We start from the raw sequence: 26681 nt of genomic DNA, 5'->3' as shown, positions 1-26681 counted from the left end.
GGCACTTATTGTTGCGACGCCCCTCAGGGCAGTTGCAGTGGATAGATGGGAAGATGAAGCTCGCTCAGGGGTTTTTCAAGCTTTTGCTTGTCTCCCACCACCACAATCACCATCTCGGCCGGATCCAGCCAGCGGGCTGCACTGGCCTTCAGCGTCTCGGGTGACACCGTTTTGATCAGGTTGTTCTGGGCCTGCACATAGTCCGGCTTCAGGTCGTACATGATCATCTGCAGCAGGAAGCCAGCCTTCTGCCCCAGGGTCTCGTAGGAGAGCGCATCCTGCTGGGAGACGGCGCTGCGCATGTAGGCCAGCTCCACCGGGGTCGGCCCGCTCTTGCGGTAGCCGTCCATCTCCTTGAGGAACTGGCGGATGGCATCCACGGTCGCATCGGTACGCACATTGGCGCCGGTCGCGAAGATACCCGCCTCGCGGTTGGCCTGGAAGCCCGAGCTGGCACCATAGGTGTAGCCCTTGTCTTCCCGCAGGTTGAGGTTGATGCGGCTGTTGAAGTTGCCACCCAGGTTGAAGTTCATCAGGTTGGCGATGAAATAGTCTCCCGTGGTGTCAAACGGCATGGCGCGACGGCCGATACGGATCACCGACTGGGGGGCCCCCGGCTTGTCCACCAGATAGATGCCTGGCTTGGCCTGCTCTCCCCCGGGCTTGAGATCCCCCAGGGTCGGGGCGGCTCCCTGCCACTGGGTCAGGAAGGCGAGACCGGATTCCACCTGCTGGGCGGTCACATCACCTGTCACCACCACCTTGGCATTGGTCGGATTGTAATAGGCCTCATAGAAGCGCTTCACATCCGCCAGGGTCAGCTTCTCCACGTCCGCCAGCACCCCGTCAGAGGGTTGGCCGAGTCGGTTCTGCTTGCCATAGACCAGTTCGCGGAACGCCTGACCCGCCAGCCACTCGGGTTGCTGCTCGCTCTGTTTCATGCCTTGCAGCATCTGGGTCTTGAGCCGCTCGAAGTCCGCTTCCCGCAGGCCGGGTTGCAGCAGCACTTCCCGCACCAGCGCCAGGGTTTCGGGCAGCTTGTCCGCCAGACTGCTGATGGTGATGAGGTTGTTGTACTGGGCGCTGGAGACGCTGATGCTGGCGCCGAGTTTTTGCAGCTCGTCGCTCAGCTCGGCCTCGGAGAGGCGCGTCGTCCCCTGCTCCAGCATGGCGGCGGTAAGACTCGCCAGCCCCAGCTCTCCCTTGCCTTCGGCCCGGATGCCACCCGGTAGGGCGATCATGATGGAGACGGCCGGGATCTCGTCGCTGTGGGTGCCGATGATCTCGATCCCCTTGTCGAGCTTGCCACGCCAGATGGCGGGCACCTTGACGCTCACCGCATCGGCCGCCTTGGGCTGCACGCTGCGATCGAAGTCATCTTTCACCGGCCGCTCGGCCAGCACCTTGTCATGCTTGCTGTAATCCGGCAGCTCCCGCTTGGCGGGAGTGAAGTTCGGGGTCGCGGCCTGCCAGTCGCTCTTGCCCTTGGGCACCACGCTCAGCACCACGGCAGGCTTGTTCTGGATGAACTTGTCGTAGGCAGCCTTGACGTCAGACCCCTTGACCCGGGCGATTGCATCCAGATTCTTGAACACATAGTCGGGATCCCGGGCCAGCACCTGCCCCATGGCAAGCTGGCTTACCTTGCCCTCAATACTGTCGAGTCCCCAGATGGCGGACGCGCGATAGCTGCTGATGGCCTTCTCCAGATCCGCGGGCTTGATGCCGCGCTGGGCGAACTCGCCGATCACCTTGTCCACCTCGCCCTTGAGGGTCTTGAGGCTGCCATCCGCCGCCGGATTGGGGTAGGCATAGACCGTCAGGGTGCAGGCAAGCTCTTCGCAGGAGTGGGAGGCACCCGCCTCGATGGCCTTGCCGGTTTTCACCAGGGACTGGTAGAGCATGGAGCTGGCAGAGCCCCCCAGCACATCGGCAAAGATGTCCAGCGCCGGCTCCTGCGGGTCCCCCAGGGAGACGGTCGGGTAGCTGATATACAGGAGCGGCAAATGCACCTTGTCTTCCAGCGTCACGTAGCGGGTTGCCGGCAGGGTGGCAGGTTGGGGCGTCGGTTCGGCCACATCCGGACCGCGCGGGATGGAACCGAAGTACTGTTCAATCCAGGCCAGCGCCTGCTTGGTATCAAAGTCGCCGCCCAGGGTCAGGGTCGCGTTGTTGGGACCATACCAGCGCAGGAAGAACTGCTTGAGGTCGTTGACGTCGACCCGGTCGAGATCCTCCACATAACCGATGGGTTGCCAGGAGTAGGGGTGGGTACGCGGATAGAGTGCCTCCCCCACCCGCTCGCCCACCAGGCCATAAGGCTGGTTGTCGATACGCTGGGCCCGTTCGTTCTTGACGGTGGCGCGCTGGATCTCGAACTTCTTCTGGCTCACCGCATCGAGCAGGAAACCCATGCGGTCCGCCTCCAGCCAGAGCACCTTCTCCAGCTGATTGGCCGGCACGGTTTCGTAGTAGTTGGTGCGGTCCTTGTTGGTGGTGCCGTTCATGTCACCGCCCGCCTCGTTGATGATCCGCATGTGTTCCTGATCACCAACGTGCTTGGAGCCCTGGAACATCATGTGCTCGAAGAAGTGGGCAAAGCCCGACTTGCCCACGGTTTCCCGGGAGGAGCCGACGTGATAGGTGACGTCCAGATGCACCAGGGGATCGGAGTGGTCGGGGGCCAGGATCACGGTCAAACCGTTGTCCAGCTTGTACATCTGGTAGGGGATGCCGAGCTTGCCCTCCTGCTTGACCTGCTCGGACACCAGGGTCGGGGCCGCCAGCACGGGAAGGGAGAAGCCCAGCAGCATGCTTAATGGAATGAGTTTGTTCACGGGTACCTCGTGAGTGACAAAAGGGCTAGAAGATCTGACTGGCCAGCAGAAACACCAGGGCATAACGAAGCAATTTGCCGAGCCCGATCCAGATGAGGGAGCGCCAGAAGGAGAGGCGCAGCCAACCAGCCAGCAGACAGAGACCATCGCCGACCACAGGCGTCCAGGCAAGCAGTAGACACCAGTGGCCATGACGTTTGAGCCAACCAAGGGCTTTTTGTTCCCCACGGCCTTGAAAATCTTCCGGTTTTTTCTTGTGGGTGGCGAGCCAGCCGAGCCACCAGGTGGTCATGGAACCCAGGGTATTGCCCAGCGTCGCCCAGAAAAGCAGGCTGGTCATGCTCCACTCCCCCTTGACCGCCATGGCCCCCAGCAGCACTTCCGAGCTGCCGGGCAACAGGGTGGCGGAGGTGAAGGCGCTCAGAAACAACCCTCCCAGCCCCATCCCGGTGAAGTCTATCATCCGGGCTGACCGTCTGCGGCGGACATGCGCAGCAACAGCTTGCCGCGCACATGGCCCTGCTCGATGGCCTGATGGGCCAGCGCCCCTTCTGCCAGCGTGTATTCACCGGAGACGGTGATCTTCACTTCCCCCTGGCGAAGCAGCGTCAGCATCTGGGTCAGCTGCGTTCGATCGGGATGGACCAGCATGCCGACAACCTCGACGCCGAGCTCGGCCCCCGCGTCCTTGATCTGCTGGGCCGTGATGGTGGGGACCGTCACCAGACGGCCGCCCGGCTTGACGCAGGCCAGCGCCGCCTTGCCGCTCTCGCCCCCCACCAGATCCAGCACCAGATCGAACGGACCATCGGTGATCGCCTCGGTGCACCACCCGGCCTGGTGGTAATCCACCATCCGGCTCGCCCCGAGACTATGAAGGAAGCTGTGATTGTCGCCGCTTGCCGTGGCAACCACGTGGGCACCATAGGCGGCGGCAAACTGCACCGCCAGGTGGCCGACGCCACCGGCACCGGCCAGGATCAGTACCCGCTGCCCCGACTGCAAGCCACCGTGCTCCAGCAGCCCCTGCCAGGCGGTGAGACCCGCCAGCGGCAAGGCCGCTCCCTGCCTGAGGCTCACCCCATCGAGCTTGACCAGCTCCTCCTCGCGGGCCACCACGGATTCGGCATATGCGCCGGCGGCGAGGGGGAAACCCACCATGCCGCACACCAGTTCCCCCTCGGCCAGCGAGGTCACGCCGGGCCCCACCTTTTCCACCACTCCGGAGACGTCATAACCCGGCGTCCAGGGCAGGTTGTCCTTGTTCTGGGCGGCCGCCCAGCCGAGACCGGCCCGGGTCTTGGCATCGATGGGGTTGACCCCCGCAAAGCAGATGCGCACCCGGACCTCTCCCTCCGCGGGCACCTTGTCCAGGGAAGGGTTGAGCCTGAGTACCGAGGGGTCGCCGAATGCGGTAATCTGTAGCTGCGTCATTGCACAATCCATCCTGTTGATTGATCAAGGGTCAACAGAATAACAGCGAGGACACCATGGCTCGAATGTTTCTTATTCCTCTGTTGCTGGCCCTGGGGTGGTGGGCGTTTCTGCTCTACTTCCGCATTCCGCTCAAACAGGGGGCAAAGGGCTTTTACTGGATCATCGGCATCGGCGGCGGGCTGGCCGCCTTCCTCAGCCTGATGATGGTGCTCACTCACTAGGGTTCAGGGACAAGGGGGAAGAAGAGAAGATGCTGCATGGACTGAACCATCTCACGCTGGCAACCGGCGATCTCGACAGAAGCGTTGCCTTTTATGTCGACTTGCTGGGATGTCGCCCCAGGGTGAGATGGGCACGGGGAGCCTATCTCACCCTCGGCGATCTCTGGCTCTGTCTCTCCTGCGATCCTCCCCAACCGGCCAGAGATTACAGCCATGTCGCGTTTGGCATCTCGCCTGAACAGTTTTCTGCCTTCTGCGCCCGTCTGCGCGCGGCGGGCGTCGTGGAGTGGAAGAAAAACAGCAGCGAAGGGGATTCACTCTATCTGCTGGATCCCGACGGGCACCGACTGGAAATCCATGCAGGCAACCTGGATAGCCGGCTCGCCTCCCTCAGACAGCAACCCTATGAGGGTCTTATCTGGTTCGACTGAGCCGGATTCACCCCTGCTCGGCACGAAGATGGTAGTGACGATTGCTGCCCTGCCCCAGCACGCCCTGCGCCAGCAGATGCTGGAACACCCGGTCCACCTCCTCCAGAGACAGTGACAATGCCTCTGCCACCTTGCGTTTGCTGCATTTGAGCTCGCCGCTCTCCAGCGCGTCGCGCACCTGGGCGACCACGGCTGGCTCGGGCATGGGTCTGCTGATGGCTGGCGGCTCCGGGGTCGGCGCTGCGACCCGGGCCTCGGCTTGCGCCTTCTCCCGTTGCCACATCCATTGACGGCGGAAGCGGTTCTCCTCACCGATCAGGCTGACGAAAAAGGCACCAAATGCATCGAGCAGGATAGACAGGAAGCAGACCAGCAGGAACTGCACCTGACCGATGCTCATGCCCACCCCGTCCGCCAGACTGCTCATCAGCCCCAGCATGGAGGACTGCTCCCCCAGCGGCTTGGCGTCCCGCTCCTGGCGCAGCTCGTCCTGACGCAGCCTGAGCTTGGTGTTGGCCTGCTGCAAACCGCTGACGCCGCTCGAGATACGCGCCATCTCGATGTATTTGCGGGCCGCCTCTTCGTTGAGCTGGATCTGCCGCTCTATGCTGGCTATCTGCTCGTCGAAACGGGCTATCTCCCGCTCGTGACGCGCCTGCTGGCTCAGGATGGTGTTGGTGGCGCTGTTGATGCCGCCGATACTGCCCCCGATGGAGATGGCGGCCAGCACGCTGTAGAACAGCAGCGACCAGAAGGCGCCGCCCAGATCCCGCCTCGCCTTGCACTCGCCGTACTCGTACCAGACGTAGAACTTGCCCAGCTCGAAGATGATGGCCAGCCCGCCGAACAGCCACTTCATCAGGGGGTTTTCGTCGATGGAGAGAAACAGCAGCAGGGAGAAGACGATGGAAGCCAGAATGGCCAGCCCGGTAAAACTGTAGACAGTCGTGAGGGCGAACCATCCCTTGGGGTAGCGCAATACGGCGCAAGCCTGAGTAGTCATGATGAAACGGGAAACATCTGCAGGAAAAGTTGGCTGCCGATTATAGTCGCCACTCCCCCGGAGAGAAGGGAAAATCCCCGAATTCCCGCCGATGGACGATCAGCTGCCCAGAGTGCGACCAAAACGTGCAAATCGGCAGCAGAAAAACACTACAATCGACCCCGTACCTGCAGGACATCTGCGGTTATGCTCGGGTTAAGCCCGCCGCATTACACTCATTTCCACCGAACACGACTCGAGGACATCATGAACAGAACGACGGCTTTGTTGCTCTCTCTTTTTCTGATCACCGGTAGCGCCCTGGCACAGGACGAAGGGAGCCAGACCTTCTCCGTGGATGCGCTGACCTTCAATCTGGACTGGAATGACACGCAGTTTGACTGGTCCCAGAGCAACTGCTTCGATCTCGGGAGCGGTGACACGGCCGCCGCCGACTGCAAGAGGATCAACCTCAATCTGGAGGATGAGACGCAGCGCAACCAGCCCCCCAGCACCAACCAGATCAGCACGCAACCGGATCAATGATCCCCCCTGACAGGAGCCTTGATGCGATGACCCACATGACCATGACTTCCCGCGGCGCACTGCTGCTCTCCCTGCTTCTGGTTCAGGGAATGGCCTTTGCTGCCCCCCCTTCCAAACACGATGACGACATCCGGATCTCCACCGACCAGGGCCGGGTAGGTCTGGATTGGGACGACAAAGAGTACGAGTGGTGGCAGCACAACTGCCTGGATGTCAGCACCCGGACCAGCCGCATCCAGCTCAACTGCGACAACATGGATGGAAAATACCGCGACCATTACAACCGCAGCATTCACAGTGGCAACAACCCGGGTCAGGGCCATGACAAGCCCAGGAACAAGCACGGCGGCAACGGCCACCAAAAACACTGACAGCATGCCCATGGACATGCTTGAGGGGCCTGTGGCCCCTGGAATCTTTTCCCCTACCAGTAGTTTTCCATGCTGATATTGCCGGGAGCGCGACGCAGGTTCTTGGCAAGCCCCAGCCCGAGCAGGGTCTGCTGAGTCTCTTTCACCATGGCGGGGTTGCCGCAGATCATCACCTGGCTCAACTCGGGGGAGAAGTTCAGCCCCACCCTCGCCTGCAAGCTGCCATCGACGATGGCTGCCGGGATGCGCCCTGCCATCGCCTCCGGCCAGGTCTCACGACTGACGAAGGGAACATAGCGAAAACGCTCGCCATGCTGCTCGGCAAAACTGGCGATAAGCGGCTGATAGCTGAGCTCTTCCCCTTTTCTCACCCCGTGTACCAGCACCAGATGCTCGAAGCGGTCGAAGACCTGTCCTTCTGCCAGCATGGCGAGGAAGGGGCCGATGGCGGTGCCGGTTGAGAGCAGCCAGAGGTCCCGTCCCGGGGGAATCTCATCCAGGGTCAGAAAACCGGTGGCCTGGGACTGCACCAGCAGGCTGTCGCCCACCTGCAGGGAACCGAGAGAGGGGCTCAGTTCACCGCCGGGGATCTCCACCAGATAGAATTCGTGATAGGGCGTGCCGGGAGGATTGACGAAGGAATAGGCACGCTGGACGCGACGCTCGCCCTGCTCCAGGGCCAGCTTGGTGAATTGACCCGCCTTGTAGGGGGCAAGTTCCGCCTCCACACGCAGGGAGAGCAGGGTGGGTGTCCACTCGATGCGCTCGATGACCCGACCTTCAACCCAGGCAGCCATAAAGGTTCTCCTCCAGAGGAACAGACCTTCACTTTACCCCTTGATCTGAAAATAAAAAACCCGCGCATGTGCGCGGGTTTTTCTGCAAGAGCGGAACGCTATTACAGAGCAACAACCTGGATTTGTACGGTTGCTTTGACGTCAGCGTGCAGCTGAACAACAACTTCGTACTCACCGGTGTTACGCAGAACGTTGCCCATGCGGACTTCGCTCTTGGCAACGGCTACGCCGGCAGCAGTGATGGCTTCAGCCACGTCACGGGTACCGATGGAACCGAACAGCTTGCCTTCGTCGCCAGACTTGGAGGCGATGACAACGGCAGCCAGCTCACCCAGCTTGGCAGCGCGCTCTTCGGCAGCAGCCTTGTTGGCAGCCAGTTTGGCTTCCAGCTCAGCGCGACGAGCACCGAAGGCTTCGATGTTGGCCTTGGTGGCCATAACAGCTTTGCCTTGCGGGATCAGGTAGTTACGGGCATAACCAGCTTTTACGGAAACTTGGTCACCCAGACCGCCCAGTTTGGCGATCTTATCGAGCAGGATAACTTGCATTACCTTTCCTCTATAAATTTCGTTGAGTTAGGCGTAAGCGCCGGGCCGATTCTTACTTGTTGTGCAGATCGGTGTACGGCAGCAGAGCCAGGTAACGAGCACGCTTGATGGCGCGTGCCAGCTGACGCTGATACTTGGCGCGGGTACCGGTGATACGGCTCGGTACGATCTTGCCAGATTCAGTGACGTAGTTTTTCAGAGTAACGATATCTTTGTAGTCGATCTCGGTAACGTTCTCGGCGGTGAAGCGGCAGAACTTACGACGACGGAAATAACGTGCCATGGCCTTTATCCTCTAATGCGGTGATCTAAGAATTACTCTTCGGAAGACGCTTCAACAGCATCTTCGCGACGCTCGTCGTCACGACGGGTGAAGCGCTCTTCCTTGGCCTTGGCCATCGGAGAAACTTCAGTCACGGCGTGCTTGGTGCGCATGATCATGTTGCGGATAACGGCATCGTTGAAGCGGAAGTTGGTTTCCAGCTCATCGATAACGGCCTGTTCAGCTTCTACGTTCATCAGAACGTAGTGAGCCTTGTGCAGCTTGTCGATCGGGTAAGCCAGTTGACGACGGCCCCAATCTTCCAGGCGATGAATGGTACCACCAGCGGTGGTGATAGCGCCGGTGTAACGCTCGATCATGCCAGGTACTTGCTCGCTCTGGTCCGGATGAACCATGAAGACGATTTCGTAATGACGCATTTTAGCTCCTTACGGATTAATTCAGCCTCCGCCCAGGTGCAGCCAGACCTCGGAGGCAAGGAACATAGTGATGTTTAGACGCTGCTTTCTAGGGCGGCGTATTGTACGAAATCACCTCTCCCACTGCAACTGGCGAAGCAAGATGTTTTTCTCGATGAGCCCGATACAAAACTTTAATTGATAACAATTATCATTTAGATCCATACTCTCCTCATATCCCCACGGAGGATGACAGTATGCAACCTGCGCTCACCACGGCCATCCCGGCCCGCAAATTCAAGCTGACCCTGCTCGGCCCCGCCTTCATCGCCGCCATCGGTTATATCGACCCGGGCAATTTTGCGACCAATATCCAGGCCGGCTCCACCTTCGGCTATCAACTGCTGTGGGTAGTGGTGTGGGCCAACCTGATGGCCATGCTGGTGCAGACCCTCTCGGCCAAGCTCGGTATCGTCACTGGCAAGAACCTGGCGGAACACATTCGTGATCGTCTGCCCAGGCCCGCAGTCTGGGCCTATTGGGTGCAGGCCGAGATCATCGCCATGGCCACCGATCTCGCCGAGTTCATCGGCGCTGCGGTCGGCTTCAAACTGCTGCTCGGCATCACCCTGCTGGAAGGGGCCTGCATCACCGCCGTGGTCACCTGGGGGATCCTGATGCTGCAATCCCGCGGCCAGAAGCCGCTGGAGTTCGTGGTGGGGGGCCTGCTGCTGTTCGTGGCCGCCGCCTACATCGTCGAGCTGATCTTCTCGCGCCCCCATCTGCCGAGTCTGCTGGAGGGGGCACTCTTCCCCGGCCTCCCCAATGGTGATGCTGTCTATCTTGCCGCCGGCGTACTTGGTGCCACCGTGATGCCCCATGTCATCTACCTCCACTCGGCCCTGACCCAGCACACCCAGGAGCAGGGCACGGTGACCCAGCGACTGCACAGCACCCGGGTCGACGTAGCCATCGCCATGACCATCGCCGGCTTCGTCAACCTGGCCATGATGGCCATGGCGGCGGCCGCCTTCCACAGCTCCGGCAACCAGCAGGTGGCCGAGCTGGAATCGGCCTACCAGACCCTCACGCCCCTGCTGGGACCGGCAGCCGCCACCCTGTTCGGCCTCTCCCTGGTCGCCTCCGGCATCTCCTCCACCGTGGTGGGGACGCTGGCGGGGCAAGTGGTGATGCAGGGCTTCGTGCACTTCACCATTCCGCTCTGGCTGCGCCGAGCCATCACCATGGCTCCCGCCTTCGTGGTGATCGCCATGGGCCTCAACATCACTGAAATCCTGGTGTTGAGCCAGGTAGTGCTGAGCTTCGGCATCGCCCTCGCTCTTATTCCGCTGCTGATCCTGACCGGTGATCGCGCCCTGATGGGGGCACATCGCAATCACCCCGTCACCCAGGCCGTGGGGCGCCTCATCGTCGCCCTGGTGATCGGCCTCAATGCCTATCTGCTGGTCACCACCCTCTAACGCCATCTTGAGGCTCATTGACCCGGGTTGATGAGCCTCTTCGCACTTTCGCGTATGCTGCCCCTTTCCCTTCTCATCATCTCGTTGCGGGAGCCCTGCCATGGAACATACCCGAGCCAGCTTCGTACTGGGCCACCATCAGGAACAGGCCAGCGTCGTCTGTTGCAAACAGGGGGATCCGACCCTGCTGGTCACCGACCTCACCCCCTTTCATCCCCAGAGCCACCTCTGGCCCGATCAACCCGGTGACGTGGGCACTGTGCGCTGGGAAGGGGGGGAAGCGGCCGTGGGCCCCTGCCGCATGGGCGCCATCAGTCCCGAGGGCGAGCTGTTCGTGGATACGGAGATTCCGGTCAAGCGGGGGGCGGATGGGTGGGCTTTCGTGGTGGTGCATCCCCTCGCCGGTTCCCATCACCTTGCCATTGGCTCGCCTGTGGAACTGACAGTGGATGCCGAGGCACGCCATGCCCTGAGCCTGGGCCACAGCGCCTGCCACCTGGTGGCACTGGCCCTCAATCGGGCGCTCACGCCCTATTGGCGAAAGGAGACGAGCGAGCTGGACGCTCTCGGGCAGCCGGATTTCGACCGCCTCGCCATCCAGCACTCCCGGGTCGAGCCCAGAGGATCAAAGGAGCAGTACCGGATCGGCAAGAGCCTTCGGAAAAAGGGAATCAACAGCGAGGCATTGCTGGCCGACCTCGACAGGATAGCGCTCCAGGTCAACGAGCAACTGATGCGCTGGCTCAAAGAGGGAGGCGAGATCCGCCGCAGCCGGGCCGGTGAGGCCATCGTCGATTCCCGCTACTGGCATGGCATGGTGGACGGTCGGGAGATCACCATTCCCTGTGGCGGCACCCATGTGAGCACTCTGACCGAGTTGGGCCAGGTTCAGGTGACGCTGGCCTCCAGTAAAGAGGGATTTACCCTCACCACCCGGGTCACCCCCTGAACCACCCCAGCCCTCCTGATGCCGCACCGCCCTGACCGGGGCGGTGTCCCGACAGAGAGACCGCAGGCAGATCAGCGCGGCGATATCTCACCCCGGTCTGACGACCACATGGCCACGGGGTAGCAAAAAACCATGAGATGCACCACGTATGAGGGGCCACTTGCCCCTTTCCTGGCGCCTGACGATGTCAGGCAGGCTCCCTTCGCATCCCCATGTGAGGGATGTCATCTTCCAGATACCCTTCCCCTTCGGCCACGAAACCATGCTGGCCGTAAAAACCTTGCAGGTGGGCCTGTGCACCGAGCCAGATGCTGTGTGCAGGCCAGCGTGCCTCGCACTCTCTGACCGCTTGCGCCAGCAGGCGGTGACCCAGTCCGCCCCCCCGCGACGTGGGAGAGGTGACCACGCGGCCGATGGCAGCGCCGCTGTCATCACCAATGCCGGGTGCCATGATGCGGGCATAGGCCGCCAGGTGATCCCCCTCACGACCGAGCAGATGCAGTACGCCGTCACGGCGATCCAGCCCGTCCAGATCCTGGAAGGGACAGGTCTGCTCCACCACGAACACCTCAGCGCGCAGGGCAAGCAGCTCATACAATTCATCCGTGGTCAGCTCGGACCAGGATTTCATACTCCAGTTCATGAATGACTCCTGTTTAATGGGGTCTGACAGCATAATCTTGCTCCCGACGAGGGGCATTAACCTTGGTTAAGTTGGCCCCCTTCTCATCCAATGCGGACATGGTCGACAAAGAGCCGATCTCTGCCCAGGTTCATCGGCGATCCCTTCTGGCTCAACCCTGAACGCGCGTTTTCAGCCGCCTGCGGATGCGGCTCAGGCTGATGGGGGTGATCCCCAGATAGGCGGCAATCTGGTGATCCGGTACCCTGGCATCCAGCGCGGGGAAGCTTCGCAGAAAATGCTGATAGCGCGCCTCTGGGCCCCCGGTCAGCAGCAACAGCTCTTTCTCCTCCTTGATGCGCAGTTGCACTTCAAGGAGATGGTGATACCAGGCGGGCCAGCAAGGGAGTCGGCGCAGATCCGCCAGCGGAAGAAGCTGCAATCGGCAAGGCTCCAGCGCCTCCACACTGTAGCGGGCGGGCTCACCACTGAGCAGGTGGTGGAAGTCGATAAACTCGTCCCCCTCCCAATAGAACTCCTTGATGTACTCGCGGCCATCCGCCAGCACCACCTTGGCCCGCAACAACCCCTCCTCCACCCTGACCAGCAGCGCCGGACTGTCACCGGCATGCCAGAGGCAGGTGCGAGGGGGCAAGGTCAGGGAGCGGACAAAAGAGAGGAGGCGCTCGGCCTCCTGCTCATCTGCAACCCGTTCCCAGACAAAGGGGGGTCTGTCGGTCATCGTCTTGTCAGACGCGGCGCTGGCGCACGGCTTCGAACAGGCAGACACCGCTCGCCACCGAGACGTTGAGGCTGGATACCGCCCCCGCCATGGGGATGCTCACCAGCTCGTCGCAATGTTCGCGGGTCAGGCGGCGCATCCCCTTGCCTTCGGCCCCCATCACCAGCGCCATGGGACCGGTGAGTTTGGCCTGATAAAGATCGTGATCCGCCTCGCCGGCGGTACCCACGATCCAGACGCCGCGCTCCTGCAGCTCGCGCAGGCTGCGGGCCAGGTTGGTGACCTGGATGAGCGGCACCACTTCGGCAGCGCCACAGGCGACCTTGCGCACCACGGACGTGAGGCCTGTGGCCTTGTCCCGCGGCACGATCACCGCATGCACCCCGGCCGCATCGGCACTGCGCAGACAGGCGCCGAGATTGTGCGGATCGGTCACCCCGTCCAGTACCAGCAGGAAGGGCGCTGTCTCTTGCGCCGCCAGACCGTCCAGCAGGCTGGCCAGGTCGTGCTCGGCCAGCTTGGGCGCTTCAATCACCTTGGCCATGATGCCCTGGTGATTGTTGCCTTCCGCCTTGTCATCCAGCGTCTTGCGGTTCACGCTCTGCACCCTGATGCCGAGGGACTCCAGCTCGGCCAGCAGGGGATGCAGCCGCTCGTCATCGCGGCCCTTGAGAGCCCACACCTCGATGAAGCGCTCGGGGGTGCGCTCCAGCAGCGCGGAGACGGCGTGAATGCCGTAGATCAGTTCAGTACTCATTTAGTGCTCTTGGCCTTGTCGCGAGCCTTTTTGCTCGGTCGTCTGTTGCTGGGCTTGGCACGGCCACCCTTGTCGGATTTACCGCTCTCCTTGCCCTCTTTGCGTTTCTCGTGGCGCTGGGCGCTCTTGGCCTTCTCTTTCTTGATCTCGGCCTGCTTGCGCGCCATCTCCTTGGCGTTCTTGCCGGTGGCCTTGAGGGGCTCTTCCACCATGACGAAGTCGATCTTGCGATCGTCCAGGTTCACGCCCATCACCTTGACCCGCACCTTGTCACCCAGACGATAGCGACGGCGGAAGTTCTCGCCGATCAGCTGCTGGTGCAGCGGGTCGAACTGGTAGTAGTCGTTGGTGAGGGTGCTGACGTGCACCAGACCGTCGATGTGGATCTCCGCCAGACGCACGAAGAAGCCAAAACCGGTGACGCTGGCGATGACGCCGTCAAACTCGTCACCCACGTGATCCAGCATGTACTCGCACTTGAGCCAGTCTGCCACGTCGCGGGTGGCGTCATCGGCACGGCGCTCCGTCATGGAGCAGTGCTCGCCCATGGGGTCCACTTCTTCCAGCTGGTAGTGGTAGCCACCGCTCGGGGTCCACTTGTGGCGCAGGTTGCCCTGCTGCTCCTTGGCGGTCTGGTACTTAATCGCCCGGTGCAGGATGAGATCGGGGTAACGACGGATTGGCGAGGTGAAGTGCGCATAGGACTTCAGGGCCAAGCCGAAGTGACCGATGTTGTCGGCCTGATAGATGGCCTGACGCATGGAGCGCAGCAGCATGGTGGAGAGCAGTTCCGCATCCGGGCGCCCTTCGAATTTGGCGGCCAGGTCGGCAAAGTCCTTCGGCTCGGGCTCTAGGCCCCCCTTGAGCTCCAGACCCAGTTCGGCCAGGAAGTCGCGGAAGCCGGTGAGGCGCTCCTCGCCCGGGCGGTCGTGCACCCGGAACAGGGCGGCGGCCTCGTTCTTCTCGATGTAGCGGGCGGCCGCCACGTTCGCCTGGATCATGCACTCTTCGATGATCTTGTGGGCGTCATTGCGCACCAGCGGTACGATACGGTCGATCTTGCGCTGGGCGTTGAAGATAAAGCGGGTCTCCTCGCTCTCGAACTCCACCGCACCGCGTTGATGGCGAGCATGCTTGAGCGCCTTGTAGAGGTTGCTCAGCTCCTCGATGTGGCCCACCAGCGGATCATACTGCTGACGCAGCTTGGGATCCCCGTCCAGGATCGCCGCTACCTTGGTGTAGGTCAGGCGAGCGTGGGAGTTCATTACCGCTTCGTAGAACTTGTAGCCGGACATGCGGCCGGCGGCGGAGATGGTCATCTCGCACACCATGCAGAGCCGGTCGACCTGCGGGTTCAGGGAACACAGACCATTGGAGAGCACCTCCGGCAGCATGGGCACCACGAACTCGGGGAAGTAGACCGAGTTGCCGCGCTGATAGGCTTCGGTATCGAGGGCCGTGCCCGGTTTCACATAAGCCGAAACGTCCGCGATGGCGACCCACAGGCGCCAGCCACCACCGCGCTTGGCTTCACAGAAGACGGCGTCATCAAAGTCGCGGGCGTCTTCCCCGTCGATGGTCACCAGCGGCAGGGCGCGCAGATCGATGCGACCCTCTTTGGCCTTCTCCGGCACCTGCTCGCCCAGACCGGCGACCTCCTTGGTCACCTCTTCCGGCCAGGTATGCGGAATGCCGTGGGTACGCAGGGCGATCTCGATCTCCATGCCGGGCGCCATGTTCTCACCCAGGACTTCCAAGACGGTGCCGACCGCATTGAAGCGGGCAGTGGCGCGCTGGTTGATGCGCACGACCACGACCTGGCTCTGGCGAGCCCCCTTGTTCTCCCCTTCCGGGATGATGATGTCCTGGCCGATGCGGCTGTCATCGGGTACCACGAAACCGACGCCGTTCTCGACGAAGTAACGACCGACGATGTCCGCCTCGCGGGATTTGAGCAGGCGCACCAGACGCGCTTCCTGACGACCCTTGCGATCGATCTCGGTCGGCTGCACCAGGGCATAATCGCCATGCATCAGGCGCTGCATCTCGCGATTGTTCAGGAAGAGATCCGCTCCACCACCCTCGGGGCGCAGAAAACCGAATCCATCTTTGTGGCCAAGCACATAGCCTTTGACCAGATTAAGGCGATCCGGCAGGGCGTAACATTGGTTGCGGGTGAACACGAGCTGCCCGTCGCGCTCCATGGCGCGCAGGCGACGTCGCAAGGCTTCCAACGGCTCTTCATCGGTCAGCTTGAGGACCTTGGCCAGCTCTTCCCGGGACATGGGTTTCTCATGGCCCTTGATGAGCTCCAGCAGCATCTCGCGACTGGCGATGGGGTTTTCGTATTTTTCGGCCTCGCGTTGGAGGAAAGGATCTTTTTGAGACATAAGCAGGCCTTAGGGTAGGTAATAACGCAGACATTATATCGGAGGGGGGAGCTAATGGCATCCATCGACTGCCTTTTGGCCATTCTCTCTGTCATACTGGACACAGTTTGCAGGTATGTGAGACTCGGAACTCATGAGCAAGGACTCGTTCGCCCAATCTGCCGCCTATTTGAAACAGGCGGTTCCCCTGATGATCAAGTATCAAATTCCCACCACGCCGAACAACTATCACCTTTGGTACAGCTATGTCTCCGGCGACATGCCCGAACTCAACCATGCCGTCGATCAGGCGATAAAGCAGCAGGGAACCTTCTCCCTGACCACCTGCGAGCGTCTCTACCACCAGCACCTTGCGGCCCAGGACGAGCAGCAGATCGAGGCGATGAAACTCAATCTGGCGGCCATGGCCAGCGAGCTGAGTCACTCGATGCAGGATGCCATCTCCGATACCGGGCTGTTTCAGGAGATGCTCGACAAGAGTTTCGACAAGCTGAGCAAGATAGACGACGAGGGGCTCAGCCTGGAAGACACCATGGGGATCCTGCGGGATCTCGTGCGCGAGTCGCGCGACGTACGCATGTCCACCCTCCACTTTCGCAACCAGCTCAGCAGCGCCGAGAAAGAGATCAAGGAGCTGAAACAGGCCCTGAACGAGACGAGGAAGCTGGCCACCGAGGACCCGCTCACGTCTCTGCTCAATCGACGCGCCTTCGATCTCGAGATGGACAGCCTCATCCGCAGCAAGCAGCCCTTCTCCCTGATCCTGACCGATATCGATCGCTTCAAGAACTTCAACGACGAATATGGACATCTGCTGGGGGACCAGGTGCTGCGCATCGTCGGCAAGCGGCTGCGAGAGGCCAGCAAGGAGGGCATAACCGCCTATCGCCTGGGGGGTGAGGAGTTTGCCCTCTTGGTGCCAAACCGCGCCCTGGCACTGACCCGCCAGATGGCCGAGAGCCTGCGTCGCGTCATCGAGCGGATGTCGATTCTGGATCGCAAATCCGGGCGACGCATCGATCACATCACCGCCTCGTTCGGTGTGGGGGAATACATCCCCCAGGAGACGGCAGACACCCTGATCGAGCGTACCGACAAGCTGCTCTACAAGGCCAAGGAGCTGGGACGCAATCGGGTGATGCCACTGCCCTCCTGATCCCACCAAATGCAAAAAGGCCGGTCATTGACCGGCCTTTTTCATGCTTCCCTTCTCGGGATCAGAGGCTTTTCAGCTTCTCTTCCGGCAGGGCCAGCTCGTCATTGTGGTTGACACCGATACCGCGCTCCAGCACATGGCGGGCGATGGCATGGGCCTCTTCCAGCGAATGCATGCTGTAAGTACCGCACTGGTATTCGTTCAGCTCGGGGATCTTGCCCTGATCCTGCACGGTCAGCACGTCGCTCATGGCGGCCTGCCAGGCAGCGCCAACACGGGCTTCATCCGGCGCACCGATCAGGCTCATGTAGAAGCCGGTGCGGCAACCCATGGGAGAGATGTCGATGATCTCCACTCCATTCCCATTGAGATGATCACGCATGAAGCCGGCAAACAGATGCTCCAGAGTATGGATGCCGCGCTCGGAGAGGATCTCCTCGTTCGGCACGCAGAAACGCAGGTCGAACACGGTGATGGTGTCCTTGTTCGGGGTCTGCATGGTCTTCGCCACCCGCACTGCCGGGGCGGCCATGCGGGTATGGTCGACGGTAAAACTGTCCAATAACGGCATTTCTGACTCCTGATTTGGTTACCAGAACCAGCCCCCGCTGGAGAGCTGATCCTTGCATTGTCGATACTGGGCACCGTAGCGCTGGGCACGGGCCTCCACCTTGCGGGAGACCTTCATCAGCCATCCCTTGCTGCGGTAGCTGCCACGTCGGTAGCCCCCCCAGCCTTCGTGATAATTGAGATACTGGCCATAGGCATCCCACTTGGATGTGCCGTTGAGCCGCTGTGCCTTGTGAGTGTACCAGCCCATGAAATCGATGGCGTCGGCAAAGTCGTCGCGATCGCTCCAGCCGTTGCCGGTTTCCCGCTGATAGTCGGCCCAGGTTTCGTCTTTCACCTGGGCATAGCCGTAGGCTGAACTGGCCCGCCCGGTGGGGATGAAGAGGAAATACTGCATCGGCGGCTGGGCATCATGCACGAAGGAGGACTCCTGGTACATCATGGCCATCACTACCTGGACAGGTGTCCCCCACTTCTCGTTCATCTTGAGCGCCGCCTCGTGCCACTCGGGTTTCTCCCGAAAGATCTGGCACAGGTTTTCCGGCTGGGCCGGCGGCCGGGTACTGCACGCGGTGAGCGCCATCAGGCACGCCGCCACGACCCCGATACGGTACAACGACATCAGAACGACAGACTCTTGCTGTTCATCACAGGGCACATCCACCACATCAGATCGCGTCTTCGTTCTCTTCACCAGTACGAATACGAATGACGCGCTCCACCTCGCAGACGAAGATCTTGCCATCACCGATCTTGCCGGTACGCGCTGTGTTCTGGATGGCTTCCAGGCAGGCATCGAGATCCTCGTCCTGCACCACCAGCTCCACCTTGACCTTGGGCAGGAAGTCGACCATGTACTCGGCACCGCGATAGAGCTCGGTATGGCCCTTCTGGCGGCCGAACCCCTTGACCTCGGACACTGTCATGCCGTTGATGCCGATCTCGGCCAGGGCCTCGCGTACATCGTCCAGCTTGAACGGTTTGATGATGGCTTCAATCTTCTTCATGGTGACTCCTTACCAGTTCTGTTTGCCGAACCCGGACGTGATGGGATAACGGCGGTCCTTACCAAAGTTGCGAGCCGTGATGCGAGGGCCGACGGCGGCCTGACGGCGCTTGTATTCGTTGAGATCCACCAGGCGGATCACCTTGCGTACCACCGCCTCTTCGAAACCTTCCGCCACCATGTCGGCGACAGACGCATCCTCTTCCACGTAGCGCTTGAGGATGGCATCCAGAATGTCATAGGGGGGTAGGCTGTCCTGGTCCACCTGATCCGGTGCCAGTTCGGCCGACGGGGGACGATCGATGACCCGCTGCGGGATCACGTACTCCACGCTGTTGCGAAATTCGCACAACTTGAAGACCAGGGTCTTGGGGACATCCTTGAGCACATCAAAGCCACCCGCCATATCGCCATACAGCGTGGCATATCCCACGGCCATCTCGCTCTTGTTGCCAGTGGTCAGCACGATACGGCGGCGCTTGTTGGACAGCGCCATCAAGAGCACGCCGCGGCAGCGGGCCTGCAGGTTCTCTTCGGTGGTGTCGCGGGCAGTCCCTTCAAACAGAGGCGCCAGCTGGGTCATGAAGCCTTCGAACATGGGTTCGATGGAGATGATGTTGAACTCCACCCCCATCCGCTCGGCCTGCTCCTTGGCATCCTCCACGCTCATCTGGGCGGTGTAGCGGAACGGCATCATCACCGCCTGCACCTTGTCCGCCCCGATGGCATCGGCCGCAATGGCCAGGGTCAGCGCCGAGTCGATACCACCGGAGAGGCCCAGCACGGCGCCCTGAAAACCGTTCTTGGTGACATAGTCGCGCACCGCCAGCACCAGGGCCTGATAAGTCTCGGCCAACGGCTCCAGCGGCGCGGCGGGTTCCCGCTCCTTCACCGGCTGACCATCGGCAAAGCGCACCAGCGCCAGCTCTTCGGCAAACGGAGCAAGCTTGTGGGTCAGCTCGCCCTGGCTGTTGAACACTTTGGAGCAGCCGTCGAAGATCAGCTCGTCCTGGCCGCATACCTGGTTGAGGTAGATGAGCGGCAGACCGGTCTGATCGCAGCGTTCCGCCATCAGTTCGCGGCGGATCCAGGGTTTTTCCTGATCATAAGGAGAGGCATTGATGGTGAGCAGCAGCTCGGCCCCCGCCGCCTTGGCGGCCAGCGCCGGACCCGGCTGCCAGAGATCTTCGCAGATGAGCAAACCCAGCTGATGGCCACGGAACGGCACCACACAGGTATCGGTCGCCGCAGTGAAGTAGCGCTTCTCGTCGAACACCCCGTAGTTGGGCAAGTCCTGTTTGAAATAACGTGCCCGCAGTTGCCCGCGCTCATAGAGAGACGCCGTATTGTAAAGCGCCCCCTCTTCGCGCCAAGGGTGGCCCACCAGAATGGCACATTGGCCCTGCCATGCCGCGATGCGGGACAGCGCGGCCTCGACCCGGACCATCAGGTCGGCGCGCAGCAGCAGATCCTCAGGCGGGTATCCTGTCAGGGCCAGCTCGGAGCAAACCAGCAGATCGGCCCCTTGCTGATCGGCCTGGGCTGCTGCCGCCAGTACCTTGTCACAGTTATCTTCGATGGCGCCTACCGTCAGATTTAACTGGGCAAGCATCAGAGAGAGGGCTTTTGCCATGGCGATGCATCTTGAATTCGAAAATGATGGGGAATGATAAAGAAAAGGCGCTGGCTGTGCCAGCTCAACACTTGGGCTTTGCGCTGGTGTTCTGGCTGTCTGGAGATAAGATGTAACTAATCGAGGGAGATATTGACATGATCAAGGACGAGAAAGGATTCACCCTGCTGGAACTGATGATCGCCGTCAGTCTGGGGGTCATCTTGCTTGGTATTGGTGCACCGGCCATGTCGAGCCTGCTCAATGAGAATGCCTTGAAATTTGAATCTCGCACACTCTTGAAATATCTGCGTTTTGCTCGTAGCCAAGCCATCGACAACCAGCAATCTGTCACTGTGTGCCTTGCCAATGCCAGTGACAATTGTGTCACCGCCAATCCGACCCAATTCCTCGTGTTCGTCGACGGTAATGGCAATGACATTTTCAATAACGGTGAGCAGATTCTGGCAAGAAGCCCTCAGCTATCTGACTCGCTGACTGCTGCAAACAATCGAACTTCCACTACCTTCAGCCCTGATGGCACCAGCCTGGGTACCAATGCCACCATCACGCTGTGTCGTTCAGGAAATGCCCAGATAAATCTGGTCATCTCTCCCTCCGGCCGCACCACCCAATCTACCCAGGCAAATATCTGCCTCTGAATGAAGTTCTTCGCTATCGCAGTTGACGGGCATCCTGTTGCTGACCCTCTTTTGACTGGAAATTTTCCTCCGCAGTGCGGCATTCTAGGATTTTCTTCACAGGCTGTACCGCACCATCCACCTCGTATCCTCTTTGTTTGAATTTATCCTGCACCGCCTTTGGCGTGTTGTCTGCCACAGTACCGTGCAGGACAACCTTCTGGCCGTTAATCAGCTCGACATAACATTTTATGTCATCTGCCAAGACGGACCCGGATAACAAGAGGCACAAACCCAACACCCCGCTGCGTGTTTTCATTGTGCCTCTCCTTCGTAGAGGTAAATTTTCTTGGGCGACATATCCATCTCAGCCTCCTCTGCCCCCTGGTTGCACTCTCCCGCTCCGGTACAACGCTCAGGCTCACCATCCCCTTCATCTTTCAGGATGACCTCTTCCCCGACACCGCCTCCAATAATGCGGATCTTGGCATCGTCTCCTGCATGCACCACCAAATCGTCGGCAACCTTGTTCTGTACTTCGACATAACGCTCAGGTGTCTGGTTGCCTTCAAGATCAACCACATAACGGAAGGAACTGCCATAATGCATGTCTACCATGTATTGGCGTGCAGCCCCGATGGATTGAATAGTGCATTGCTGGAACGACTGCACTTGCGGCAGGAACGAGGTGAAGTAAAGCTTGCCCTGAAGTACGACCCCGGCCCCCATGGATTTCTCACCCGGTTCGTTCAACCAATTGACCCACCCTTTGGCAGTGGTAATTCCCGCCTTGGTCACCAATATTCCATCCGTGTTTGTCTGGGCAGACAAAGGATCAGAGGTCACATCATAAAGGTCAGTAATCAAGATGGGGCTTCTTGCCTGCGCATTGGCGGCACGCGGCACGACATCATAATCACGCAACATGAAATAGCCATTGCGGACGGTCGCTTCCGATGAGGGGCGATTGCGGTCTCCACTCCCAATCAGCACTGCATCAAAGGGACGATCCTGATAGGAGTAGACCACATTCCCCCCCACAACGGTGCGGGTGACCTGCTTGTTGATGGTACGCACCACGATAGGCTGGGTGAAGAAACGGCGATCATCTGCTTGAGTGACATCCGACCCCAGGCTGGCAAATTTGAAGACGCTCCAGTCAGATTTGTTGGTGCCTGGGAGATCCATGCGCCAGATATTGCCCCCCGTATCACCCACATAGATGCGATCGACTTTGCCATCACCATCGCTGTCAAGCGTAGCTACCGACCCGGGCATACTGTCGGTCATCCCCGTGACTCTGAGGTTGCTGGTTGAAGTCGCAGCAGGGGTCGCACTGAATATCAGCGCCCCAGTATCGGCATTGACGATGTAGATACCTCTCCCCATGCTGTCACTGGTTCCCAATCCCAGCACGCTCTTGTTCACGTCATAACCGCCAGCAAAGATAAGCACGGGATCACTGACTCCCGGCACAAACGCGACTTCCGGCACCGACCAGGTCAGCCCCAGCTCACCAAAACCAGTCGTCAGACTGTTCAGACGCCATTTCAGTGTCGGCGTATCCGGGCTGGAAACGTTGAATGCATAATAGGCTTTGCCGCCGCTCCTCAAGCCGGTGAATACCCAGACAAAATCGCTCTCCGAGGATTTCAGCACCCCGTTGCGATTGGCATCTTTGATAAGGGCCACCGGAGAAGAGTCAACACCGTAGATATGTTCGGCTGATTCCGCATTGAGACGCAGCGCCTTCTGATTGGCCATGAACTCATAAGGTATCGCCGCCCAGCTTTCGTCTATGGTGCTCCCCATGTCCTTGAACATATGCAGGAAACCGGCATTGGTCCCAAACAGAATACGCAAGTCCGGTGCATCTGTCGGGTTACCGGATTGCGGGCCATAGTTCAGCACCAGGGGACGTGAGTGCAGGGGGTCACCCATGATATGGGCGCGGATCAGGGTTGATGTATCAAAGTCCTCATCGTCGACATCCAACCCCTTGGTCCAGTTGATCAGGGAATCGAGTTCAGTCGTCGTAACTGCCTGCATGAAGGTCATGAGCGCGGCTTCACTGCCAGCCTGCGTTACCAGATTTGCCTTGGTCAGCTGATCGAGACGGTTCTGGGCATTGTTGATGACATAGAGGCTGCGGTTGCTTTTCCCCGCCAACATCTCTTGCGCCCCACCTTCGGCCACAACGTTCCCGTCACGGCCGGATGACCAGAAAGTCTGGGCACTGTCGATGATGGTGCCATCAAACTTGATAGCAGGCAGCCCCCGGCTGTCAGCCACATAACCGTCAGGAGAAAAGATCAGTTTTTTCAGATTGCCCCGCCATCTGGGACCATCATCTGGCTCAAACATGGCGTAATAGATGTTGTTGAGACTGCGTGTCCGGTCAAAGTTGTTGCTGGCAATGGCGGGGGACACCAGCGAGGTATTGATCCGCAGGATCGCCAGCAGCGATGCCTTCAACGCATCACTCAAGGCAGAGGCGTTGGTTGCCGGATAATAAACGCCGCCACCACGACGGGCAGTTTCAGCAAGCAAATTACCGGCCCCGCTTATCGCCTCGTCACCAAACCCGACGGTAAAGGTCGTGACTGTCTGGGTACCAGGGGAAACGGCATTCACATCCTTGTGTTTCATATAACCCGCCAATGCGGCCAGATAGCTGCTGGACCTGTTCCCTGACCCATAAGTAACGGTAGTGCCATAAGCCGCTTTTTCATCGCTGGACAATGTATTTATCAATCCCTGGACAAAGGTATTGGCATCCCCATCCTGAGTCGGCTCTCCATCGGTGATGTATATGACGTAACCGTTGTTTGAGCAGTTGTCATAGGGGGCTTGATAGGTACCTGTTGGGCTTTCGGCGGTCGTATCTCTCGTGCCTCCTTGCAAGCCATAAACAACGCTTCGTCCCCCGAAGAAGCGATACGCCTCACTCAACGTCTCGCATAATGGTGTGTTGGTACTGGCAGTCAGTCCTTCGACCCTGTCGAGCAGGTCTTGTTCTCCGGTCTTGCCATTCGACAACGTGATCTCGCTACCCAGAATATCCCGGACAACTCTGCCGCCATTGGTACTGCTACTGTCATTCCTGTTGAAAATAGCCAGACCAAAATCAACCCCGGGGGCAGATGATATCAATCCTTTGACTGCATCTTTGGCAATACGCAGCCGGGATTCTATAGAGTAACCCGTAGGCCCGTAATACCACCTGATATAGTTGGCAGAATAAAGCACCACGGCCGTATTGCTGGCATTAACAGAGTCTTTTGTTGCCGCTGTATAAAACCATGAGCCTTGATTATTGCTGGTTTTATTGACCGGATACCCGGTGCCAACACTCCAAGTACCTGTGTATGGGTTGGCAGGGTTATTTGCGGTCACATCCTGCTTGCAATCGACCAAGTCGATGTTGTTTTCCTGATAACCACTAATTGAATACCAGCTTCCCCTCCCTCTCCCGGGAGGGTTGCCACTTGTCACTTCATAAGTCCAGACTTGCGACTGAAAATAACCGATACTTGCAAGAGGTCCCTTGGAGGTGGCACAAGCGTTCAGTTTGTCGGAGAAACGCTTGTTGCTATTAATAGTGGGAATGCTCCCATCTGTTGAAAAATAGATATATCGTTTAGTATTGCTTGTGTCGGGATCATTGCTCAAGGCTGGATAGACAGTCGCTGGATTATAAGCTTCCTTTATCTGTTCCATGGTGTCAGCCATACTGCCGGAGTTATCAAATATCAACAGCACTTTAGGTCTGAAATCACCAGCCTTATTAAAGTCGTATATAAAAAGCTCGGTGTCATCGGCTCGTGTTGACGTCATGCCAAAAACAAGACTGCACCAGCATAAAATTGAACCGAATCGTTGTAACCACATATCCTTCGCTCCTATTTTGTGAGCAGTGGCTGTTCCACACCCGCAGTCCAGGTCAGCGGGCGAGAATATTTTCCATAATTGACACCGGCCTGTAGCTCGACATATTTGCATACAGGAATCACATTGCTGCTGCTGGCATCCACCTTGCGTTTGCAGACAGTTTCCGTGCGATTGGTGAGGGCCACACTGGCTGAATTATTGCTGCTATTGACACTGATGGCAGCACTCGCCCCCAGCGCAGACCCCATGCCTGCAATCACCGTCGATATGTTATTGCTCTGTACCGCCGCTTCGATGATGCCTTCCAGTCTGTGTTCTGCCTGCCTGAAATTGGCCGCAGAGCCTGCCATCTTGAGATCCTGCCCGGAGGACTGCATCACCACCACGGCGATCAGCGTCAGAGGTACCAGGATGATCAGAGCGACGATCAGGGCAACGCCATGCTGAGACCTCATGAACCACCTCCAGTCATGACCATCGGGTTGCGCAGCGACACGCTGCTCTCCAGCAGCAAACGACGAAATCCATCCCCATTGCCTGATACGCTGGTACTGCCTACCTGATAGATGTTGTTGTTCACATAGCTGCTGGATGCTTGCGACGACCGCACCAGAATAAAGACACGGGCAGCAACGACACGCCCTTCGCTCCATTCCTGCTCGGTCACGTTTGTAGACGCGACATAGCGATCAATGACCCCATCGGCAACAGGAGTGTCGTCAACACCAAACAGCACCGTCATGCGCTCAATCCCTTCCGCCATGGGGCCTCCGATCAGAACCGAGCCCCCATTGGCAGTCAGGTAACGCTTTCTCAGCTCCGGGTTGCCTGCGGCATTGGGAGCGAGATAATAGATAAAGTGCTGGTATTCCCAGAGCTGACGAGCCGGCATATCTGTCATCGTGGGCACTGTTTCTCCCCCTTTGAACATCAGTGCCGCTTGCGTCGTAGTAGCAAGATAGAAGCGATTGCCAGTAGCTGCGGCATCGGCCAGGGGCTGCCCAATCAATCGCTTGATGCTGATGACATCCGTATTGGCAACACGTGACGTCACGGGAATACAGGCAAAAGCCCCCCCGTTAATCGCCCTGTTGTTGTCCACCCGCGCGACCCAGACCCCCCGATTTGTTCCCACGCTGGGCGGCAAGCTGCCACGCCCCAAATTGTCCAGACAATCGTTCGCCGAAAGCACCGCAGACCCGCTGCTGAGAGTCACGCCTTGCCCCGTTGCCATGGGGGAACCGGTGTAGTCCCCCCAGAAGCCCGCCCACTTCAGGTCCTGTGTCACCAGACGCATCGCAATACGCCCGTTCTCCTGCAACTCGCTCTGATCGAAAGCATCTTCCGTTGTGGCGCGGGAAGCCACGAAGATGCTCAAGCCGCCACCGACCAGAAATACGCCGATCAACATGGCAATCAACCATTCAATCAGGGTGAAGCCGCGGGCATTCATAGTGTGGTCGTCAGTACGAACTGACGCCTCTGTCTGTCTGCCGCATTGCCCAACCCACAACTGTTGCGCACCGCGGCCACTGCAACGGCACCATCGGACAAAGACTCCCGCCCCTGCCAGAAGATCCCTATGGTCAAACTGTTGTTGGCGCCACGAATCACGCAGCCGACCGGAGATTGCAGAGGTGACGCGGCACCGGATACTGCGGTTCCCAGCAGGGACTGCTGCCAGTAGAAGAGGTCCAGTGCCTGCCGCTCTGTCCTGCTGCAATCCGACATGGTGCCATTGTTGTTGGCACAGCTCGGCATATCCAGGATCGCGTTGCCGGATACCACTGTCGTTCCCTGACCAGCCCAGCTGTCTTTGTTGATCCTGGCGCGTTCGACCAGATCATTGGCCAGCCAGTTGGCGATGGTGCGCTGACGCGCTTCGTAGCTGGAAAACTTGGCGGTGACCTGCATGGCAACCAATCCCAGCAAGCCGAAGGAGAGCACCACGGCCGCAATCATCACCTCCAGCAGGCTGAATCCCCTCGTGTGTCGATGGTGCAGTGGTTTCAT

General features: G+C 59.5%; 29 protein-coding genes. 8 read left to right on the top strand and 21 right to left on the bottom strand.

Going from position 1 to position 26681, the window contains the following annotated elements:
- Window positions 1–23 precede the first annotated feature (23 nt).
- The 3 genes from AB5Y80_RS08135 to AB5Y80_RS08125 are packed head-to-tail and all read right to left on the bottom strand — an operon-like array spanning window position 24 to window position 4271.
- Window positions 24–2837 (bottom strand): pitrilysin family protein, encoded by a 2814-nt coding sequence (locus tag AB5Y80_RS08135; RefSeq protein ID WP_253584341.1) that lies wholly within the window; start codon window positions 2835–2837, stop codon window positions 24–26.
- 25 nt (window positions 2838–2862) lie between these two features.
- Window positions 2863–3300, bottom strand: coding sequence for a YqaA family protein (locus tag AB5Y80_RS08130; protein WP_368172771.1), 438 nt, complete (start codon window positions 3298–3300; stop codon window positions 2863–2865).
- The gene (locus AB5Y80_RS08125; protein ID WP_167825820.1) at window positions 3297–4271 is read right to left on the bottom strand and encodes an NADP-dependent oxidoreductase; all 975 of its coding nucleotides are present in this window, start codon (window positions 4269–4271) and stop codon (window positions 3297–3299) included. Before AB5Y80_RS08125 ends, AB5Y80_RS08130 begins: the two co-directional genes overlap by 4 nt.
- Window positions 4272–4327: 56 nt before the next feature.
- On the opposite strand from AB5Y80_RS08125, the gene AB5Y80_RS08120 reads away from it, so the two are divergent.
- Together AB5Y80_RS08120 and fos are read left to right on the top strand one after the other, a co-directional pair.
- Window positions 4328–4495 (top strand): hypothetical protein, encoded by a 168-nt coding sequence (locus tag AB5Y80_RS08120; RefSeq protein ID WP_005308905.1) that lies wholly within the window; start codon window positions 4328–4330, stop codon window positions 4493–4495.
- Between the two features lie 29 nt (window positions 4496–4524).
- A complete protein-coding gene (fos, locus tag AB5Y80_RS08115) occupies window positions 4525–4926 on the top strand; it encodes a fosfomycin resistance glutathione transferase (protein ID WP_368172770.1) in 402 nt (133 codons plus the stop codon).
- 7 nt (window positions 4927–4933) lie between these two features.
- Here fos and AB5Y80_RS08110 read toward each other — a convergent pair whose 3' ends face one another.
- Entirely contained in the window at window positions 4934–5929 is a 996-nt protein-coding gene (locus AB5Y80_RS08110) for a Preprotein translocase subunit SecY (protein WP_214003870.1), read from the bottom strand.
- Window positions 5930–6175: 246 nt separating this feature from the next.
- Between AB5Y80_RS08110 and AB5Y80_RS08105 the strand changes: the two genes are divergently transcribed.
- A complete protein-coding gene (locus AB5Y80_RS08105; protein WP_050485177.1) occupies window positions 6176–6454 on the top strand; it encodes a hypothetical protein in 279 nt (92 codons plus the stop codon).
- Between the two features lie 26 nt (window positions 6455–6480).
- A complete protein-coding gene (locus tag AB5Y80_RS08100; RefSeq protein WP_234929156.1) occupies window positions 6481–6825 on the top strand; it encodes a hypothetical protein in 345 nt (114 codons plus the stop codon).
- A 53-nt stretch (window positions 6826–6878) separates the two neighbouring features.
- On the opposite strand, the gene AB5Y80_RS08095 is transcribed toward AB5Y80_RS08100, so the two are convergent.
- From AB5Y80_RS08095 to rpsF, 4 genes are all read right to left on the bottom strand, one after another.
- A complete protein-coding gene (locus AB5Y80_RS08095) occupies window positions 6879–7622 on the bottom strand; it encodes a ferredoxin--NADP reductase (RefSeq protein WP_102949180.1) in 744 nt (247 codons plus the stop codon).
- A 101-nt stretch (window positions 7623–7723) separates the two neighbouring features.
- Window positions 7724–8170, bottom strand: a complete 447-nt coding sequence (rplI, locus tag AB5Y80_RS08090; protein WP_010673120.1) for a 50S ribosomal protein L9 — start codon at window positions 8168–8170, stop codon at window positions 7724–7726.
- 52 nt (window positions 8171–8222) lie between these two features.
- Window positions 8223–8453: a 30S ribosomal protein S18 gene (gene rpsR, locus AB5Y80_RS08085; RefSeq protein WP_005313392.1), complete on the bottom strand. Its 231-nt coding sequence runs from the start codon at window positions 8451–8453 to the stop codon at window positions 8223–8225.
- Between the two features lie 32 nt (window positions 8454–8485).
- On the bottom strand, window positions 8486–8872 hold the full coding sequence (gene rpsF / locus AB5Y80_RS08080) for a 30S ribosomal protein S6 (protein ID WP_005331771.1): 387 nt from the start codon (window positions 8870–8872) through the stop codon (window positions 8486–8488).
- Between the two features lie 236 nt (window positions 8873–9108).
- Here rpsF and AB5Y80_RS08075 point away from each other — a divergent pair, with 236 nt between their 5' ends.
- Entirely contained in the window at window positions 9109–10332 is a 1224-nt protein-coding gene (locus AB5Y80_RS08075; RefSeq protein ID WP_368172769.1) for an Nramp family divalent metal transporter, read from the top strand.
- Window positions 10333–10432: 100 nt separating this feature from the next.
- Window positions 10433–11281, top strand: a complete 849-nt coding sequence (locus AB5Y80_RS08070; RefSeq protein WP_368172768.1) for a hypothetical protein — start codon at window positions 10433–10435, stop codon at window positions 11279–11281.
- Between the two features lie 187 nt (window positions 11282–11468).
- On the opposite strand, the gene AB5Y80_RS08065 is transcribed toward AB5Y80_RS08070, so the two are convergent.
- The 4 genes from AB5Y80_RS08065 to rnr form a co-directional block, all read right to left on the bottom strand.
- A complete protein-coding gene (locus AB5Y80_RS08065; protein ID WP_049636452.1) occupies window positions 11469–11924 on the bottom strand; it encodes a GNAT family N-acetyltransferase in 456 nt (151 codons plus the stop codon).
- A gap of 151 nt (window positions 11925–12075) precedes the next feature.
- Window positions 12076–12645 (bottom strand): Crp/Fnr family transcriptional regulator, encoded by a 570-nt coding sequence (locus tag AB5Y80_RS08060; RefSeq protein WP_049636453.1) that lies wholly within the window; start codon window positions 12643–12645, stop codon window positions 12076–12078.
- Window positions 12646–12652: 7 nt separating this feature from the next.
- Entirely contained in the window at window positions 12653–13402 is a 750-nt protein-coding gene (gene rlmB / locus AB5Y80_RS08055) for a 23S rRNA (guanosine(2251)-2'-O)-methyltransferase RlmB (protein WP_041214488.1), read from the bottom strand.
- Window positions 13399–15792 (bottom strand): ribonuclease R, encoded by a 2394-nt coding sequence (gene rnr / locus AB5Y80_RS08050; RefSeq protein ID WP_010673114.1) that lies wholly within the window; start codon window positions 15790–15792, stop codon window positions 13399–13401. The genes rlmB and rnr overlap by 4 nt, the downstream gene beginning before the upstream one ends.
- A gap of 133 nt (window positions 15793–15925) precedes the next feature.
- Here rnr and AB5Y80_RS08045 point away from each other — a divergent pair, with 133 nt between their 5' ends.
- Complete coding sequence (locus AB5Y80_RS08045; protein WP_010673113.1) at window positions 15926–16948, top strand: GGDEF domain-containing protein; 1023 nt, start codon at window positions 15926–15928, stop codon at window positions 16946–16948.
- 61 nt (window positions 16949–17009) lie between these two features.
- Here AB5Y80_RS08045 and luxS read toward each other — a convergent pair whose 3' ends face one another.
- From luxS to AB5Y80_RS08025, 4 genes are read right to left on the bottom strand one after another with little or no spacing between them, the layout of a single operon-like run.
- Complete coding sequence (gene luxS / locus AB5Y80_RS08040) at window positions 17010–17519, bottom strand: S-ribosylhomocysteine lyase (RefSeq protein WP_010673112.1); 510 nt, start codon at window positions 17517–17519, stop codon at window positions 17010–17012.
- An 18-nt stretch (window positions 17520–17537) separates the two neighbouring features.
- Window positions 17538–18140, bottom strand: a complete 603-nt coding sequence (locus AB5Y80_RS08035) for a transglycosylase SLT domain-containing protein (RefSeq protein WP_041214486.1) — start codon at window positions 18138–18140, stop codon at window positions 17538–17540.
- A gap of 46 nt (window positions 18141–18186) precedes the next feature.
- Window positions 18187–18525, bottom strand: a complete 339-nt coding sequence (glnB, locus tag AB5Y80_RS08030; protein WP_005308848.1) for a nitrogen regulatory protein P-II — start codon at window positions 18523–18525, stop codon at window positions 18187–18189.
- Between the two features lie 9 nt (window positions 18526–18534).
- Window positions 18535–20157, bottom strand: a complete 1623-nt coding sequence (locus AB5Y80_RS08025; protein ID WP_368172767.1) for an NAD+ synthase — start codon at window positions 20155–20157, stop codon at window positions 18535–18537.
- A gap of 137 nt (window positions 20158–20294) precedes the next feature.
- On the opposite strand from AB5Y80_RS08025, the gene AB5Y80_RS08020 reads away from it, so the two are divergent.
- Entirely contained in the window at window positions 20295–20798 is a 504-nt protein-coding gene (locus tag AB5Y80_RS08020) for a GspH/FimT family pseudopilin (protein WP_010673109.1), read from the top strand.
- A gap of 13 nt (window positions 20799–20811) precedes the next feature.
- On the opposite strand, the gene AB5Y80_RS08015 is transcribed toward AB5Y80_RS08020, so the two are convergent.
- From AB5Y80_RS08015 to pilV, 5 genes are all read right to left on the bottom strand, one after another.
- Window positions 20812–21096, bottom strand: a complete 285-nt coding sequence (locus AB5Y80_RS08015; RefSeq protein ID WP_264787298.1) for a TapY2 family type IVa secretion system protein — start codon at window positions 21094–21096, stop codon at window positions 20812–20814.
- Window positions 21093–24614, bottom strand: coding sequence for a pilus assembly protein (locus tag AB5Y80_RS08010; protein ID WP_368172781.1), 3522 nt, complete (start codon window positions 24612–24614; stop codon window positions 21093–21095). Before AB5Y80_RS08010 ends, AB5Y80_RS08015 begins: the two co-directional genes overlap by 4 nt.
- 65 nt (window positions 24615–24679) lie before the next feature.
- A complete protein-coding gene (tppD, locus tag AB5Y80_RS08005) occupies window positions 24680–25123 on the bottom strand; it encodes a type IVa pilus pseudopilin TppD (RefSeq protein ID WP_049636457.1) in 444 nt (147 codons plus the stop codon).
- The gene (locus AB5Y80_RS08000) at window positions 25120–26121 is read right to left on the bottom strand and encodes a PilW family protein (RefSeq protein WP_368172766.1); all 1002 of its coding nucleotides are present in this window, start codon (window positions 26119–26121) and stop codon (window positions 25120–25122) included. Before AB5Y80_RS08000 ends, tppD begins: the two co-directional genes overlap by 4 nt.
- Window positions 26118–26681, bottom strand: a complete 564-nt coding sequence (gene pilV, locus AB5Y80_RS07995) for a type IV pilus modification protein PilV (protein ID WP_039039992.1) — start codon at window positions 26679–26681, stop codon at window positions 26118–26120. Before pilV ends, AB5Y80_RS08000 begins: the two co-directional genes overlap by 4 nt.

Source organism: Aeromonas sp. R2-1, from assembly GCF_040908425.1.
In the GTDB taxonomy this organism is placed as follows: domain Bacteria; phylum Pseudomonadota; class Gammaproteobacteria; order Enterobacterales; family Aeromonadaceae; genus Aeromonas; species Aeromonas caviae.
Note: the sequence above shows the minus strand (reverse complement) of the source record. Positions and strands in the feature narration are given on the sequence as shown.

Coding starts and splice junctions, on each gene's coding strand:
- AB5Y80_RS08130 (WP_368172771.1), bottom strand. CDS start 3,300: ATGATAGACTTCACCGGGATGGGGCTGGGAGGGTTGTTTCTGAGCGCC.
- AB5Y80_RS08125 (WP_167825820.1), bottom strand. CDS start 4,271: ATGACGCAGCTACAGATTACCGCATTCGGCGACCCCTCGGTACTCAGG.
- AB5Y80_RS08120 (WP_005308905.1), top strand. CDS start 4,328: ATGGCTCGAATGTTTCTTATTCCTCTGTTGCTGGCCCTGGGGTGGTGG.
- fos (WP_368172770.1), top strand. CDS start 4,525: ATGCTGCATGGACTGAACCATCTCACGCTGGCAACCGGCGATCTCGAC.
- AB5Y80_RS08110 (WP_214003870.1), bottom strand. CDS start 5,929: ATGACTACTCAGGCTTGCGCCGTATTGCGCTACCCCAAGGGATGGTTC.
- AB5Y80_RS08105 (WP_050485177.1), top strand. CDS start 6,176: ATGAACAGAACGACGGCTTTGTTGCTCTCTCTTTTTCTGATCACCGGT.
- AB5Y80_RS08100 (WP_234929156.1), top strand. CDS start 6,481: ATGACCCACATGACCATGACTTCCCGCGGCGCACTGCTGCTCTCCCTG.
- AB5Y80_RS08095 (WP_102949180.1), bottom strand. CDS start 7,622: ATGGCTGCCTGGGTTGAAGGTCGGGTCATCGAGCGCATCGAGTGGACA.
- rplI (WP_010673120.1), bottom strand. CDS start 8,170: ATGCAAGTTATCCTGCTCGATAAGATCGCCAAACTGGGCGGTCTGGGT.
- rpsR (WP_005313392.1), bottom strand. CDS start 8,453: ATGGCACGTTATTTCCGTCGTCGTAAGTTCTGCCGCTTCACCGCCGAG.
- rpsF (WP_005331771.1), bottom strand. CDS start 8,872: ATGCGTCATTACGAAATCGTCTTCATGGTTCATCCGGACCAGAGCGAG.
- AB5Y80_RS08075 (WP_368172769.1), top strand. CDS start 9,109: ATGCAACCTGCGCTCACCACGGCCATCCCGGCCCGCAAATTCAAGCTG.
- AB5Y80_RS08070 (WP_368172768.1), top strand. CDS start 10,433: ATGGAACATACCCGAGCCAGCTTCGTACTGGGCCACCATCAGGAACAG.
- AB5Y80_RS08065 (WP_049636452.1), bottom strand. CDS start 11,924: ATGAACTGGAGTATGAAATCCTGGTCCGAGCTGACCACGGATGAATTG.
- AB5Y80_RS08060 (WP_049636453.1), bottom strand. CDS start 12,645: ATGACCGACAGACCCCCCTTTGTCTGGGAACGGGTTGCAGATGAGCAG.
- rlmB (WP_041214488.1), bottom strand. CDS start 13,402: ATGAGTACTGAACTGATCTACGGCATTCACGCCGTCTCCGCGCTGCTG.
- rnr (WP_010673114.1), bottom strand. CDS start 15,792: ATGTCTCAAAAAGATCCTTTCCTCCAACGCGAGGCCGAAAAATACGAA.
- AB5Y80_RS08045 (WP_010673113.1), top strand. CDS start 15,926: ATGAGCAAGGACTCGTTCGCCCAATCTGCCGCCTATTTGAAACAGGCG.
- luxS (WP_010673112.1), bottom strand. CDS start 17,519: ATGCCGTTATTGGACAGTTTTACCGTCGACCATACCCGCATGGCCGCC.
- AB5Y80_RS08035 (WP_041214486.1), bottom strand. CDS start 18,140: ATGTCGTTGTACCGTATCGGGGTCGTGGCGGCGTGCCTGATGGCGCTC.
- glnB (WP_005308848.1), bottom strand. CDS start 18,525: ATGAAGAAGATTGAAGCCATCATCAAACCGTTCAAGCTGGACGATGTA.
- AB5Y80_RS08025 (WP_368172767.1), bottom strand. CDS start 20,157: ATGGCAAAAGCCCTCTCTCTGATGCTTGCCCAGTTAAATCTGACGGTA.
- AB5Y80_RS08020 (WP_010673109.1), top strand. CDS start 20,295: ATGATCAAGGACGAGAAAGGATTCACCCTGCTGGAACTGATGATCGCC.
- AB5Y80_RS08015 (WP_264787298.1), bottom strand. CDS start 21,096: ATGAAAACACGCAGCGGGGTGTTGGGTTTGTGCCTCTTGTTATCCGGG.
- AB5Y80_RS08010 (WP_368172781.1), bottom strand. CDS start 24,614: ATGACGTCAACACGAGCCGATGACACCGAGCTTTTTATATACGACTTT.
- tppD (WP_049636457.1), bottom strand. CDS start 25,123: ATGAGGTCTCAGCATGGCGTTGCCCTGATCGTCGCTCTGATCATCCTG.
- AB5Y80_RS08000 (WP_368172766.1), bottom strand. CDS start 26,121: ATGAATGCCCGCGGCTTCACCCTGATTGAATGGTTGATTGCCATGTTG.
- pilV (WP_039039992.1), bottom strand. CDS start 26,681: ATGAAACCACTGCACCATCGACACACGAGGGGATTCAGCCTGCTGGAG.